This window comes from Teredinibacter waterburyi (genome assembly GCF_001922985.1).
Classification (GTDB): Bacteria; Pseudomonadota; Gammaproteobacteria; order Pseudomonadales; family Cellvibrionaceae; genus Teredinibacter; species Teredinibacter waterburyi.
Genome location: NZ_MRUH01000045.1, coordinates 114,747 through 129,372, shown reverse-complemented (window position 1 = coordinate 129,372; position 14,626 = coordinate 114,747). Strand labels below are relative to the sequence as shown.

The 14,626-nt window shown below is 47.2% G+C and carries 12 protein-coding genes; 3 read left to right on the top strand and 9 right to left on the bottom strand.

Going from position 1 to position 14,626, the window contains the following annotated elements:
* The 3 genes from IDZ20_RS05420 to IDZ20_RS05410 all read left to right on the top strand — a co-directional run.
* On the top strand, positions 1–372 hold a 372-nt coding region (locus tag IDZ20_RS05420; protein ID WP_188150409.1), incomplete at its 5' end, for a glycoside hydrolase family 6 protein.
* Between the two features lie 396 nt (positions 373–768).
* Entirely contained in the window at positions 769–1,938 is a 1,170-nt protein-coding gene (locus IDZ20_RS05415) for a PD40 domain-containing protein (protein WP_188150408.1), read from the top strand.
* A gap of 945 nt (positions 1,939–2,883) precedes the next feature.
* Entirely contained in the window at positions 2,884–6,165 is a 3,282-nt protein-coding gene (locus IDZ20_RS05410; protein WP_223144899.1) for a glycoside hydrolase family 6 protein, read from the top strand.
* 134 nt (positions 6,166–6,299) lie between these two features.
* On the opposite strand, the gene IDZ20_RS05405 is transcribed toward IDZ20_RS05410, so the two are convergent.
* From IDZ20_RS05405 to IDZ20_RS05365, 9 genes are all read right to left on the bottom strand, one after another.
* On the bottom strand, positions 6,300–6,806 hold the full coding sequence (locus tag IDZ20_RS05405; RefSeq protein WP_188150406.1) for a cytochrome b/b6 domain-containing protein: 507 nt from the start codon (positions 6,804–6,806) through the stop codon (positions 6,300–6,302).
* Between the two features lie 84 nt (positions 6,807–6,890).
* The gene (locus IDZ20_RS05400; protein ID WP_188150405.1) at positions 6,891–7,175 is read right to left on the bottom strand and encodes a PepSY domain-containing protein; all 285 of its coding nucleotides are present in this window, start codon (positions 7,173–7,175) and stop codon (positions 6,891–6,893) included.
* A gap of 64 nt (positions 7,176–7,239) precedes the next feature.
* Positions 7,240–7,959 carry a Fe2+-dependent dioxygenase gene (locus IDZ20_RS05395; protein ID WP_188150404.1) on the bottom strand — a complete coding sequence of 240 codons (720 nt, stop codon included), beginning with the start codon at positions 7,957–7,959 and terminating at the stop codon, positions 7,240–7,242.
* 57 nt (positions 7,960–8,016) lie between these two features.
* A complete protein-coding gene (locus IDZ20_RS05390) occupies positions 8,017–9,129 on the bottom strand; it encodes an alpha-hydroxy acid oxidase (RefSeq protein ID WP_188150403.1) in 1,113 nt (370 codons plus the stop codon).
* A 182-nt stretch (positions 9,130–9,311) separates the two neighbouring features.
* On the bottom strand, positions 9,312–11,672 hold the full coding sequence (locus IDZ20_RS05385; RefSeq protein WP_188150402.1) for a TonB-dependent receptor: 2,361 nt from the start codon (positions 11,670–11,672) through the stop codon (positions 9,312–9,314).
* A gap of 25 nt (positions 11,673–11,697) precedes the next feature.
* Positions 11,698–12,558 (bottom strand): energy transducer TonB, encoded by an 861-nt coding sequence (locus tag IDZ20_RS05380; RefSeq protein ID WP_188150401.1) that lies wholly within the window; start codon positions 12,556–12,558, stop codon positions 11,698–11,700.
* Positions 12,559–12,966, bottom strand: a complete 408-nt coding sequence (locus tag IDZ20_RS05375) for an ExbD/TolR family protein (RefSeq protein ID WP_188150400.1) — start codon at positions 12,964–12,966, stop codon at positions 12,559–12,561. It abuts the gene before it with no gap.
* A gap of 91 nt (positions 12,967–13,057) precedes the next feature.
* The gene (locus IDZ20_RS05370; RefSeq protein ID WP_188150399.1) at positions 13,058–13,486 is read right to left on the bottom strand and encodes an ExbD/TolR family protein; all 429 of its coding nucleotides are present in this window, start codon (positions 13,484–13,486) and stop codon (positions 13,058–13,060) included.
* A complete protein-coding gene (locus IDZ20_RS05365) occupies positions 13,483–14,205 on the bottom strand; it encodes a MotA/TolQ/ExbB proton channel family protein (protein WP_188150398.1) in 723 nt (240 codons plus the stop codon). The genes IDZ20_RS05370 and IDZ20_RS05365 overlap by 4 nt, the downstream gene beginning before the upstream one ends.
* Between the last annotated feature and the right edge of the window lie 421 nt (positions 14,206–14,626).

The following is a 14,626-nucleotide window of genomic DNA, read 5'->3' as shown; positions in this document are numbered from 1 at the left end:
TCAGGCGCTTCCTCTAGCACCGATCTAAACACCTATGTTGATGAAAGTCGTATCGACCGTCGCTCTCATCGCGGTAACTGGTGTAACCAGCCTGGCGGCGTAGGCTTCCTTCCTACCGCAGCTCCAGAAGCTGGTGTTGACGCTTATGTTTGGATCAAGCCTCAGGGCGAGTCTGACGGTGTGAGCGATCCTAACTTTGAGATCGATCCTAACGACCCGAACAAGCAGCACGATCCAATGTGTGACCCAGGTTCTCAGAACACTTCTAACTCAGAAGTCGGTACTGGCGCTATGGACAATGCTCCACACGCTGGCCGTTGGTTCCCAGAAGCATTCCAGACTTTGCTGGAAAATGCTTACCCACCACTCTAAGCCGCTGAATAGCGCTTAGTTGTTGAGGTGTGGCTTATTTTGAAAAGCCTCACCTCAACTGCCTATGTGAAATGACAGCCGCGTCTCAGGACGCGGCTTTTTATTAAGTGACGCAAACCTTATATAACGGCCCTCAAAAACAAAGATTCACACTATAGGGGGTAAAGCTGAATTTAGCGCTCGATCGCGGTATCATCACCAGCCTATTTTGTAGGTAGCACTAGTTTTACTTTTAGCTGTGCTTTTTTAGTTGTACCTCTTAAATCTACGACTTAGATGTACCTCTTAGATGCACTTGCCAACTAGCTAGTCGCTAGCCACTCAAATAGCTTAAATAACTCGAACGGCTCTAATAACACTAATAACTAGCGAACGACATTTAACATGAAACCGACAATGAAAATTCTGAACCCTACTTTTAGCAATGCACTTCAGCGAATGTCTGCACCTGCAAAAGCGTTAAGCCTTCTCGCAGCCGTTTTCATCTGTGCTTGCTCGCCATCAACACCCGACGCCAAGCTCTACTTTTCGGCCAACCCGATTGGACCGTCTGCCAATATCTACTCGTTTAGTAACGATGGCAGCTTGATAAAACACACCGACGACTCGAAATGGCGAGATTTAGAACTCGATGTGGCCGACAACGGAGACCTTGCCTACATATCGAACTGGCACAAAGATTTTAAAATAGATCTCAAAAAAACCGGCGAGACCTTTAGTCTTTTCCTAAAAGAAAAAGATCAACAACCGCAGCAATATACCAACAACGGGACCAGCAACTTCTCACCGAAATTCAGCCCCGACGGATCGCAGATAGCCTATATTAAGCGTGCCGAAGATCACCGCGAGCTGCGTATCATCACCCGTGCCGATCGCACCGAGCGCTCGCTCTACTCAAGCAAAGATATTTTGTCTATCGACTGGTCGCCAGACGGTACAAAACTAGCGGTGGGTTTTGTCAGCGAAACCGACTCACAACTGCTTGTACTAGAAGTCGCAAGCGGTCGACCGCAGATGCTATTTCGCTCCAACTTGAAACCCGATTCCGGCAGTGCAAAAAGCGATCTTAACGACGATCTAAAACAGGTGGCTTATGTATCTTGGGCACCAGACGGCGAGCGCATTGCGTTTATACGCAACCCACTCTACAAAGGCGTACGTCAACTCTTTTTATTCGACTATAAAACAATGAGCAGCCGACTCATTTCCAATCCAGACGTACAGGTACAAGATGGTATCGACTGGCATTCAAACGGTGATACCTTGCTATATTCCGCGCTAGTCGACTACAAATTTTATTACGATGAAACTGTCTATAAAAAAGTTTATGAAGGCGGCATGCAAATCTTCACATCGACGACCTCCGGCGAAACCAAGCAGTTGACCAACGGCGACCATCTGTTTAAAAGTCCGGTATATTCACCCGATGAAGACACCATAGCGTATATTTATGGCGAGCGACTTGGCGGGCGAGAGTTAGTCTTAAAAACAATGTCTGCCGACGGAGAAAACCACACCAAGCTCTACGATAGAGTCTCACCACAATCGTCACTCATTTGGAAATAGCCCCACTAAGTAGCTATCGATCCCCCGGTGAGCCTTTTATGCTCACCGGGTTTGTCTGTCATCCCAATTTCTCTTCCCGCCCACTCCCCCTCGCCTCTGATCGCCACTCCCGATTGGTGTTGATTCTCGACCTGTCTCCAGTAGACCAATCAATTAACTCAAAGCAAAAGCCTGCGTTAATTTACTAAGACCACTACGCCTTACTTTTAGATTTTATCTCTCGGGCAAAATTTAAATTTAAAGCCACGTCAACTTTCATAAAAAACACAAAAATCATTTTTGCGCCACCCCCTCGTTTATTCGAAATACGGCTAAACAAATACATTTAAACGCCAGCTTATAACAATTAAATACACTTCTAGTGAATCGGGATAAACGCTAACTTTTAAATGAAAATTACAACTAATAGAACCCCTATCCTTCACAATAAATGTGATTTAAATTTAGTCGAATCTTCGGCAAACCATGCACAATAGATCCACTAAAAATAACAACGGTCGACGTTCATTCAGAGCAGCACGTCATTCCATTCTTGGCACTTTCATAATCGGGTAGTTTACCGCTGGGTTTACCAGCAAATGTTAACCATTATTCTTGGCTAAGATTTTCCGCACACGAGATTTGCAGCAAGTAGGCTGCCTCAAAAACTGTGTGCTACTACCCAACTAACGCGCCATGTAGGTACACCAAACGAAAATAGCCTAAAAGCGTCGCTTAAAAAATAATAACGAGCAGCCGCTCGCCAGCCTGTTATTGACACTATTTTCAAAAAAAATAAGTAACCGGTTAATTTCGGTAAAAATCAATTTCAGCCGCCAGAAATGGCCATGAAAAAATGGAACGAATTCAAGTGCGGCTAACGGCCCAACTTGAGGTGCAGGGACGCACCATATCTCCACCCCTCTCAACTAAACATAACAACGCAATTGAATGAGGATTACCCCAATGAAGAAACCGATTACATCTATTCGGGCACAAGGTTCGAGAATCGGCAGTCGCATTAAGCGCTGGCTCGGGTATAGCACCCTAGCCTGCTCTTGTGCGCTTGCAGCCACCGCCAATGCAGGTTTTAGCGTAAGTGGAACTCAATTACTCGACGGCAATGGCAACGCTTTCGTAATGCGTGGTATCAACCACGCGCATGCTTGGTATACCGGCGAAACCAGCTCCTTCGCAAACATTGCCGCTACAGGTGCCAACACGGTTCGCGTGGTTTTGAGCAACGGTGACCAGTGGACACGCAACAGCGAGTCTGATGTCGCTAATGTTGTTTCACTGTGTAAACAAAATCAGCTGATTTGTGTACTCGAAGTACACGATGCAACGGGCGGCGGTGAAGAAAGCGCTGCCGGCACTATCGCCAGCGCCGCCAACTATTGGGTAGCCATCGCTGGCGCTCTACGAGGTCAGGAAGACTATGTAATTATTAATATCGCTAACGAACCGGTCGGAAATAATCAGCCCAGCTCAATGTGGATTAATGATCACCGCAGCGCTATTCAAACACTGCGCAACGCCGGCCTAACCCACACACTTATGGTTGATGCCCCCAACTGGGGACAGGATTGGGACAGCGTAATGCTCAACAATGCCTCTCAAGTCGCAAGTGCGGATAGCGCCAACAATACAATGTTTAGCGTGCACATGTACGAGGTATATCAGAATCGCTCCTCGGTCGAAAACTATGTGTCTTCATTTTTGAGTAGCCACAATTTGCCGCTAATTGTTGGTGAATTCGGCGCCGACCACCAAGGCAACGCCGTCGATGCCGATTCTATTATGGCCGTAGCTCAACAATATAATATTGGCTATATAGGTTGGTCGTGGTCTGGTAATGGCGACTGCTGTACAGCGCTGGATATTGCCAACAACTTCAACCCCAGTAGCTTATCAAGTTGGGGAAATCGATTAATCAACGGTACTAACGGTATTTCGTCTACCTCGGTTAGAGCGACGGTGTACGGCGGCGGAACGGGTAGCAGCTCAAGTTCCTCTAGTAGCTCGAGTTCGTCTAGCAGTTCTAGCTCATCTAGCAGCAGCTCAAGTTCCTCGTCGAGCAGCGGCGGGCAATGTACTGAGATGTGTAAATGGTACCAAGACGACCCTCGTCCACTCTGTACCGGACAAACCAGCGGCTGGGGTTATGAAAATAACCAAAGCTGTATTGGCCGCACCACCTGTGAAAGTCAAAGCGGTTCCGGCGGTGTTATCTCTAGCTGTAACAGCAGCTCGAGTTCATCATCAAGCTCGTCATCATCAAGCTCGAGCTCTTCTAGCAGTAGCTCCAGCAGTTCTAGTTCATCTAGTAGTTCTAGCTCGTCTAGCAGCTCAAGCTCTTCAAGCAGTTCGGGCGGCAGTTGTGGCACCCAGTGCAACTGGTACGGCAGCACCTGGCCAATTTGTACCAACACTACAAGCGGCTGGGGTTATGAAAACAACCAGAGCTGTATTAGCACTTCAACCTGTAATAGCCAGTCTGGCGGTGGCGGCGTTGTTGGCGGAAACTGTGGCTCTTCAAGCTCTAGCAGTTCGAGTTCGTCTAGCAGCTCAAGCTCGTCGTCTAGCAGTAGTTCATCAAGCAGCAGCTCCAGTTCTTCAAGTAGTTCGAGCTCATCTAGCAGCTCTTCCAGTTCGTCCAGCAGTTCCTCGAGCAGTAGCTCTTCAAGCGGTGGCAGCTGTACCGAACAATGTAAGTGGTATCAGGACGATCCACGGCCACTGTGTACAGGGCAAACCAGCGGCTGGGGCTATGAGAATGGTCAGAGTTGTATAGGTCGCACTACCTGTGAAAGCCAGAGCGGAAGCGGCGGTGTAATTAGTAGCTGTAGCGGCTCTAGTTCGAGCAGTTCAAGTTCATCGTCAAGCTCTAGCTCTTCTTCAAGCTCTAGCTCTTCTTCAAGCTCTAGTTCATCCAGTAGTTCTAGTTCGTCGAGCAGTAGTTCTTCGTCAAGCGGCAGCAGTAGTTCCGGTGGCGCACGAGTGGACAACCCATTCGTAGGCGCTAACTGGTATATCGATCCAGTTTGGTCGGCAAAAGCAGCCGGTGAACCCGGCGGTTCTGCCATTGCTAACTACAACACAGCGGTGTGGATGGATCGTATTGGCGCTATTGCCGGGCCAGCGGATGGCGATGGCTTAGGTCTTCGCGGTCATTTGGATGAAGCTCTAGCACAAGGCGCAAACTTGTTTATGTTTGTGGTTTACGACCTACCTAATCGCGACTGTGCGGCACTAGCCTCTAACGGTGAATTGCGTATTTCAGAAGATGGCTTTAATCGTTATCAGAATGAATATATTGCTCCCATCGTAGAGATACTCAGCGATCCAGCCTACGCCAATATTCGCATTGCGGCGATCATCGAAGTGGATTCACTACCTAACTTGGTAACGAATCTCGACGAGGCAGATTGTAACGAAGCCAATGGTGCCGGTGGCTATGTGGACGGAATTCGCCATTCCCTTATCGAACTTGGGCGCCTTAACAATGTTTACTCCTACGTTGATATTGCGCACTCAGGCTGGTTGGGATGGAGTGATAACTTCAGCGAAGCCGTTGCCCTAATTGGCGATGCGGTAAACAACCTAGGTTCGGGTATTAATCCAATCGCCGGCTTCGTCAGCAACTCGGCCAACTATACGCCCGTAGAAGAGATCTACCTGCCTAACCCCGATTTACAAGTCGGCGGCGGTCAGCTGAAATCATCTGACTTTTACGAGTTTAATGGTTACTTCGACGAGCTAAGCTTTGTGACCGATTGGCGCAACGCCATGGTTTCACGCGGCCTACCCAGCAACATCGGTATGCTAATCGACACCGGTCGCAATGGTTGGGGTGGCCCAGGTCGGCCAACAGCAGTTTCCACCAGCACTGATCTGGAAACCTATATCAACGAATCCCGCCTCGACCGCCGTCAGCATCGCGGCAACTGGTGTAACCAACCTGGTGGCGTTGGCTTTCGCCCACAGGCTAATCCGCACAGCGGTGTCGACGCTTATGTTTGGGTTAAACCACAGGGTGAATCTGATGGGGTTAGTGATCCTAACTTCGAAGTAGACCCTAACGACCCCAACAAAAAGCACGATCCAATGTGTGATCCAAATGCGGACAACCGTTATGCGGATGACTCATCCATTAAAACAGGCTCGATGGACAATGCCCCACACGCTGGTCGCTGGTTCCCAGAAGCCTTCCGCGTCTTGGTTGAAAATGCTTACCCACCGCTCTAAGGGCAAGTAAACTTTTAACAAAAACTTTTGCGTCACTTAAGTCGCAATAAAAAGCCCCCGTTTAGATAAACGGGGGCTTTTTGTTTAGGGATTATTTTAGGAACGGGCTTAGCGCTCAAGTAAACCCTTTTACGTTATTGGCGACGCCCTGTAATCATGGCTTTTACCAAACCTTTGCCGGTAAGCCTTTGCATTACCACCACGGCAAACACGTGAATAGCAACCGACCAGAGCATTATCGTCGCAACAAGCTCGTGTATATCCATCAGCCATTCTTCACCCCAATACCGATCTAGACCCTGCATCCAACCCGTCAACACCAGTGCGCTAAGTAACAGCAGCATCCACAACACCATCAACCCGCCAAGAGGGTTGTGGCCAAGGGTTGAACCTTGCCCATGAGGAAAGTTACGCAGGTAACCAAGCAAACGTTTTGGTGTGGGGAAAAAACTAACAAACCTCGCGGTTGGTGAACCAACAAAGCCCCAAACAGTTCGAACGAAAAGTAAACCGCCGATTGTATAACCCGCTACTCGATGCCAAAGTTCGCCGCCCTCCAAGACAAAATAGCTAAGCAGAAAAAGTGCGGCCGTTAGCCAGTGAAAGAGTCGGACCACTCTGTCCCATACTATTTCATCCATACCGAAACTACCTTTTGACAAATTATCTCGATCTAAAAAATACTATCAAATCAACCCTAGCGGTACTACCTCGTCTAAAAGTATTTAATCTTTCATGACTTTCTTTACGATTTCGCCATTCACGGGGTTAAAATACACCTCCACTTTTACGAACTCGTCACCCTTTTTATTTAAGCCCCAGCCGTAAATCTCGTAGCAGTTACCATCTGTCTTAAAGGTTTTAATAGCAAAGCCATACTCGTTTACGATTTTCTTTTGCATTTCCAACACGTGTAGCCACTGCTCCTGAGGAGCCTTTGGACAGTTTGCGCCAGCATTTGCATTAAGGGTAAAAGCTGAAAGAACGATAGCAAGAAGTGCGGTCTTCATAGTTAGACTCTCCATAATTACACATTGGTTTTGATTAAAATTAAAACGTTACTAGAAAAATTAATTACACCTGCGACCAGCGTCGCAGTAGATTGTGGTAAACCCCAGTCATTCTAACGAGCGCGTGATCACTCTCCAAGTGTTTACTGATAGATACGCCACCATCACCAGCTTTCACACCCTGTGACAAAACTTGAATAGACTGATCTAAATCGTATAGCAGTGCGCGTTCAGCAGTGTCTCGCACCATACTTTGTATCCAAAAAAATGAACAGATTCGCACGCCTTGGCTTACCGGTAATACTTGATGCAAACTACTCGAAGGATATAGCACCAAATCACCGGCATTCAGCTTTACCTGCTGCGCGCCAAATTCGCCCTCGATGACCAATTCGCCCCCCTCATAACTCTCTGGGCTAGATAAAAAAAGCGTCGCCGAGATATCTGAACGCAACGTCATATCAGACCTAGGCAATCCCATAACTGCCGCATCCACATGGATGCCATAGTGGCCACCAGTACCGTAGCGATTAAACTTAGGGGGATAAATTCTGTGTGGCAGTGCGGCCGATATAAATTGAGGATGACTACCTAGCCTACGTAATATTGTATTGGCAAGCTCTTCACCCAATGCAGAGTTCTCCGGTAGTTGTTGGTTTTGTTTTACTTTCACCGAAAGCGATCCAGCGGATGACCTCCCGTCTGCCCAATCTGCAGATTCTAAACTTGAACGAATTTGCGCTACTTCCGTTTTACTGAGTACATTCTCCAACACTACTAGCATTACGTTTACCTACTAAAAATTTGTTGCGATTGCTTAAGCCAATACCACTTATGACTGCTATATTTTGGTGAATATGGCGCTCGCGCTAATTTCACTTAACGTCGAGCACCCACATAGCGCCATCGATACTTCCAGTTCATCGCGAAGAATTTTCATCAAATGAGCCACGCCCAAACTTCCGCCCACAGCTAAAGCATACAATTGCGGCCGGCCGATCATCACTGCATTTGCACCCAAAGCGATCGCTTTAAATACATCGCTGCCGCTGCGAATACCACCGTCTATCAATAGGGGATAACCCTCTGGCACCACTGCTCGCACATGGGGAAGAAGTTGCAAACTTGCCGCAACGCCGTCTAAGCTGCGGCCGCCGTGATTCGAAACGACAAGGCCATCAACGCCCATATCAATACATCTGAGAGCATCGTCTGGGTGGGTAACACCTTTAACCAATAGCGGAAGCTGCGTTTGCGATCTAAGCCATTCAAGGTCGCTCCATTTTGGCGCCTCTGCCATAGCGCCCTGAAATACAACGCTTTGATCCGTAGTTAAATTAATCGCCGGTTCCCTAACAACATTTTTTAAATTTGCCGGCAATGCATGGGCAGGCAAACTAAAGCCTGTACGCTGAGCACCTCGACTTAGTGTCTGCACTGGCGTATCAAGCGTAACCACAATCGCGGAATACCCCGCCGCCTCGGCGCGCGCTAGTAATGCCTGTGACTGCTCGCGCGATGTTTGAAAATAAAACTGAAACCATTTTCTCCCACCAGCCGCTGCGGCAATATCTTCTAGGCTGTAAGCCGACAAACTGCTCGTAACCATACAGGCTTCCATTAATTCGGCAGCGCGAGCGGTTGCCAGCTCACCGTTTGGATGCACGAGGGTTTGCGCGGCCACCGGCGCAAAAAAAATTGGATGGCGGTATGATTCCCCAAAAAGCTCAAAGGCCGTTGTTCCACCACTGCAATCGGCAAGTACCCGAGTATAGAGTTGCACCGCTTCAAAAGCGGCACAATTTTCCGCTAGCGTTCGTTCATCGCCGCTACCGCCTTGAATATAGTGCAATGCAGAATCTTCAATGTAATCCTTCGCCAAGCGCTCGTAATCAGCGCTGCAAACAACTTCGGCCGATATTCTATCGAGCTTTGGGCGTTCTGAATTTAACATTGAGCCTTCACCATACACTTATCCTCATTACTGGATTCATGATTCATGTTTAATTTCATCTATTTTTCCAACTTAATATCAATACAAAGACTCACAAAGTGTCGTATACAAATACAAAAAAGGGAGGCCCAGAAGGCCTCCATCAAGGTTGTGAAGTCATTGCTTAGCTTGTCACTATTACCTTAGAAATCGTAGGTGAATGTTAGGTTGGCATTTTGCCTATCACCAATGTAAACAAACTGACCACTACGATAGGCCGCGGTGTAGTAATCTTCATTGCTCACGTTGTTAATATTAAGCCGAAGCTTCATTTGCTCGTTAATCTGATAGTTGGCAAACACATCAAACACGGTATAGCTCGGAACTTGGTAGGAATATTCACCAGTAGTGGAATTAAAACCAGCTGCCGCATCGGGCTGACCAACATAAAAACCGCTTGAATAGGTCGCGACGGCGCCGACGGTGAAATTATTGGTAGCGCTATAACGCAACTGCAAGTTCAGGCTATCATCGGCGAAGTTTGCCAACACTTTGCCTCGATTATCAGGGAACGAAACGCTGCCATTTCGCGATGCGACCTCAACACTACCATCTAAATATGACTCTAGTACTTCGGACTCCATAAAGGTTGCGGAGAACTGTGCACTTAACTTTTCTGTAATAGCGCCAGTCAAAGACAGCTCAATACCCTCAACACGGTTTTTACCGGTGTTATAGGTTCCCGTTGTTTCGTAACTGCTCACCGCGTTACTTTCCATAACATCGTTTTTGGTTACCTGAAACAATGCACCGGTCACTAATAACTTCTCGTCAAAGAACTCCCACTTAGTACCCAACTCTAAATTTACACTCTGCTCCGGGTCGCCTTCACCAATGGTTTCGGTATCGCCACAAATACCGCCGTATCCGCAGCTGCCTCCAACATCAGATTCGCCACCATTAATATTGGTAGATGTGCTATATGAAACATAGACGTTCGCATCTTCGCCAAAGTCATACACCAAGCTGGCGTGACCGTTCCAAAAGCCATCGGCATATTCGTATTTAACAGGATCACCAATACCAAACGAACCATCACTGTTACGTACGAAACCCGCCACGTTGTTGGAGTAATCAAAATCGTCATACCGTACGCCGGCAAATAAACTTAAGCGCTCGGTTAAATCGATGGTATCCATGACATACAGTGAAAGCGTCTTAATATTGTAGTCTGAATCGGTAATACCTTTTTCGACTGATCCTGTCCAAATTCTATTTATGTTCACGCCATTTTCGATGGCTAGACCGTAATTCATCGTTGCGCCAAACGGACCATCGCCAAAAACATACTCAGAATCGTCGGTACTAATTGTGTACATGCCGTTCTCGACACTTTCGTCGGTGTATTCAAAACCAAAAACTAACGCATGATGCTGTTCGCCCCAATCGGCATCTAAAAACAAATTCGTTTGGTTGCCACTATAACTAACTTCCTGCCAACCGTTGTGTACACTACTGGTACCAGCTGCGCCGCCATTTGACGTTACATAGCCATTTTCGGTTGAACCGTGACGAAAACCATTTTCTAAACGCAGATTGTCGTTAAAGATGTAGTCCAATTTAAAGGTTAACGCGCCGACTTTTGTATTAAGAAAATCTCGATCTTCCTGTAAATGAACTGGGGGATTAGCCAATGGCGTTCCATCCACGAAGTAGCTGCCTAGGTCAGGTGTATCTTCGGCTTTTAGGTAGTAGTAGTCCGCACTTAGGCTTAGTTTGTCGGTAGCGGCATAGGAGCCGGAGAGCAACGCTCCCAGACGTTGACTATCGGCGGGGCCGCGATCCGGAATTTCTTTATAGCTGTGCATCAGGTTTGCTCGTAGCGCCGTAGTCTCACTAACTTTTTTATTACTATCTAATGCAATACGCCGATAGGCATCTGTGCCAACACCCGCATCAACACTTGTAAAATCATAATCGGTACTGGCTTTTTTAGTGATGGTATTCACTGCGCCACCGGTAGAACCGCGCCCAGCAAAAGTAGAGCTTGGGCCTTTGGTAACCTCAACTTGTTCCGCTGCAAAAGTCTCTCGTGTGGTCATACCTGGGTCACGCATTCCATCCACATAGACATCACTGCGCGCTTCATAACCGCGAATAACATAGCGGTCACCAAATGCGTTACCATTTTCCCCCGTACCTAAAGTTATCCCCGGCAACTGAGCCAGCACGTCTTTCATATCCGCTTTACCAGATTCTTCAATCCGTGTTTGCGTCAAAACCGTAATCGTTTGCGGAGTATCGGCAATGGGCTTTACATGTCGAGAATCACCAGATTCTTTCCCCTTATAAGGCACGCCTGGCTCCGCATATGGGTTGGTATCTACGGTGCGCTCTTCAATTTGCATGGTGTCGAGTAGTATTGGCTCCTCGTCAGCAACGGCAACGACACTTCCAAGTGCTGCTGTTACACCTACCGCTAAGGCATTGCGGCCAAAGGTGTTATGTTGGTTTATTGCTGAACGCAAACTCATCGGCCGCTTACTACTGTTATTACTGGTCATTTTCACTCCTGAGATTTAATGATTTCTATTGATTTGTAAGTAACGAATATTCAATGGGTATCGCAAGCGTTAGACTATCTTGCCGCATTGATTTGGGTATTTTGGGTAATGGCGAGGCCTTGGCTAACATTTCTAAAGCCGCATCATCCAACCCCTTGTAACCCGAACTGCTGGTTACCTTCGCTTGGGTAACTACACCGTTTCGGTCAATCGAGAACTGTAAAGTTACAACTCCCTGACGTTTCATTTTTTTAAGTGTTACTGGATATTCTTTATGTTTATTGAGCTCCGCCATAAGCTTTGCAAAGTAACGATTGACTGTGCCTTTTTTTCCGCCCGTGGCTTTATCTGCGCTACGACCATTGGCCTTTATCATCGCCTTGCTTGCTACCGCCGCCTGTTGTTCGCTAGTCGAGCTGCGGTCAGTAATACTTTTATTTATGGAGTGTTCCGGTTTCTTTTGGCTTACCTCATTATCTTGATTTGACTTTACTGTGACGGAGGACTTTTCGATAAAGTCGGCATCCATATTTTTTTTTGTTTTCGCACTTATCTTGTCCACAGGTTTTTGTCTTGGCGTCACCGCTTTAATAAGTGAGCGTTCTTTATCTAATAAGACCTCTTCTTTCTGCGTAACGGGATCTTTAACTTTTGGCAATTCCGCTACCTCTGGTTCTAGTCGCGGATTATTTTCAGGTGGTGTTCGTGCGACGCTATCCGCGTAGGAACCCTGCAAGCCAAGACCAACCTGTACACCTAGCTCGCCACTGTCGAGCGCGCCACTGGTTATCGGCGTACGATGATCAAATGCCAATATCCCTGCTAACACCGTTCCGTGCAGTATCACGGCAGCCAACCCAGCCAACAACCAATGCTTAGCGCGCATTTAATTTCGCCCCGAGACTTTCGCGTATAGGGTAATGTTGGCTACGCCTTGCGCCTGTAATTTATGAAGCACGATTTGTAATTTTTTTACACTCAGGTTTTTGTCGGCTTTTACGCTAACGTCAGACTTTTCCTCTTGTGTAATTGTTTTTAGCCGTTGTTCTAAGCCATCGATATCTATCGCCTCCCCGCCGATAGAAATCTCACCATTTTCGTCTACCAGAACTACCAGCGGCTTTTCTATAAGCGGTGTATCACGGCTAGATAACGGCGGCTCCACATAAACGGCTTCGCTGCTCGAAATTTTTCCTGCAATCATGAAAAATATTAGCAACAGGAAAACAATATTGATCAAGGGGATCATATTGTCGTCAGTTGCAGATCGTGACTTAACGGCTAACAATTTCATAAACATTCACTTACTTATAATTAACGCTGAACACATTCGCGAATGTGTGTCATACAACCGTTTTACATCTAGCCTATTCAAACAACTGGCCTTAATAAGCATCACGACTAGCAGGCACCACCTCGCCGAGTGTTACGCGGCTTAAGCCTGCGTTTTTGAATTCATCTAAAGCCATTACTAGTAGCTGAACACGCGCGGTTTCTTCTGGTAGCAATATCAGCGGACGTTTGCCATCGATAAGATTGAGCAGCGGCGTCAAGGACGTGATTGATGCCTTAACCGCTTCGGCTTCGCGTAGCTGTAAGTCTCCGGTAGCGCTCAGATATAAATACTGCGCATCCTGCTGCAAATTTTTTTGGTTAGTAGCGCTGCTCTTAGGCTCTGTCTGTAGATCGACGGCTCGCCATTGATCGAACGACGAGGTCAACATAAAAAACATCAACAAAATGAAAACCACATCAATTAGCGCCGTAAGACTTAATTTGCGTCGTCTCGGCTGGTATAAACGCGCGGCACTCATTGCATATTTTCTTGATTGAGTGCTTTATAGTTGCCACGATTTATCGCTCCGACGCCCTGTGCCTGAATCGTAAATAGATGCTGAAGATTGTTTTCTAAGTTGGACGCGGTAACTTCTACCTGCCGCTCTAACCAGCTGTGCACTAAGGAACATGGGATCGCGACCGCCAAGCCAACTGCCGTAGTTAATAAGGCCTGCCAAATACCACCAGACAAAACGGCGGGGTTAACCTGTGAGCCTGCGGCCTCCATTGCTTGGAATGCGCCAATCATGCCGAGTACGGTGCCAAACAATCCCAACAAAGGTGCTAGCGTAGCGATCACTTCGAGCACTCGCAGATAGCTCGCCTTTTCAGTAATGGCCTCGGCTGCACGTCGGCCTAATTCCGTCTTAATATCCGCGTGGGTCATCGGGCTGCTTTCAAACAAATTTAAACCCGCTACTAATAATTTTGCTTGCACGCAGGCCTGCCCCTGTAACAACAGCAACGCTTGAGCTTTACCAGCCACTTGCGTGCTTATTCCAGACTGACCTTTTAGCTCGGAGTCTGTACTTAGCTGCTCCAACGCGCGTCGTATAAGTGCTGGGCTTAACGTACCCTGACGCCAAAACTGCCAGATCTTCAGCAATGCAACAGTGGTCGCTACTAACGAGAAAATACCGAGGATCCACACCACCGGCCCGCCCATCACTACCAATTCCAATAGATTCTTGGCCATTTATACTTCTGCCTCTTATACCTGTGTGTACTTTCTCACCCAGCCGTATTGGCATTAGCGCATCGGCGCTAGGCGATAGTTTGCGTACCAATTAAAGGGCTTTTGCAATCCCAACAAAGGCAACTACGAATCATTATCATTTAGATATAGATTTAATGTCAACCTCTAATTACAGCGAATGACTCAATTTCGCGAGCGGGCTTCGGGGTGAATTGGTAGAAGTAATGGCGAAAAATAAACGATCTGGTGAGGCCTAAACATCAAAGATGTGACGCCGCAGCTTAATGTCCTGATTCACAGCAAGGATTTAATGGTATGAAAGGCGAAAATATTGGTAACCGGTGTTCCGCAAAGCAACGCGTACTGAACTACAGGATTAAGTTTAGATGGCAATAAATCGGACAAATAAAACTAGCAAGAT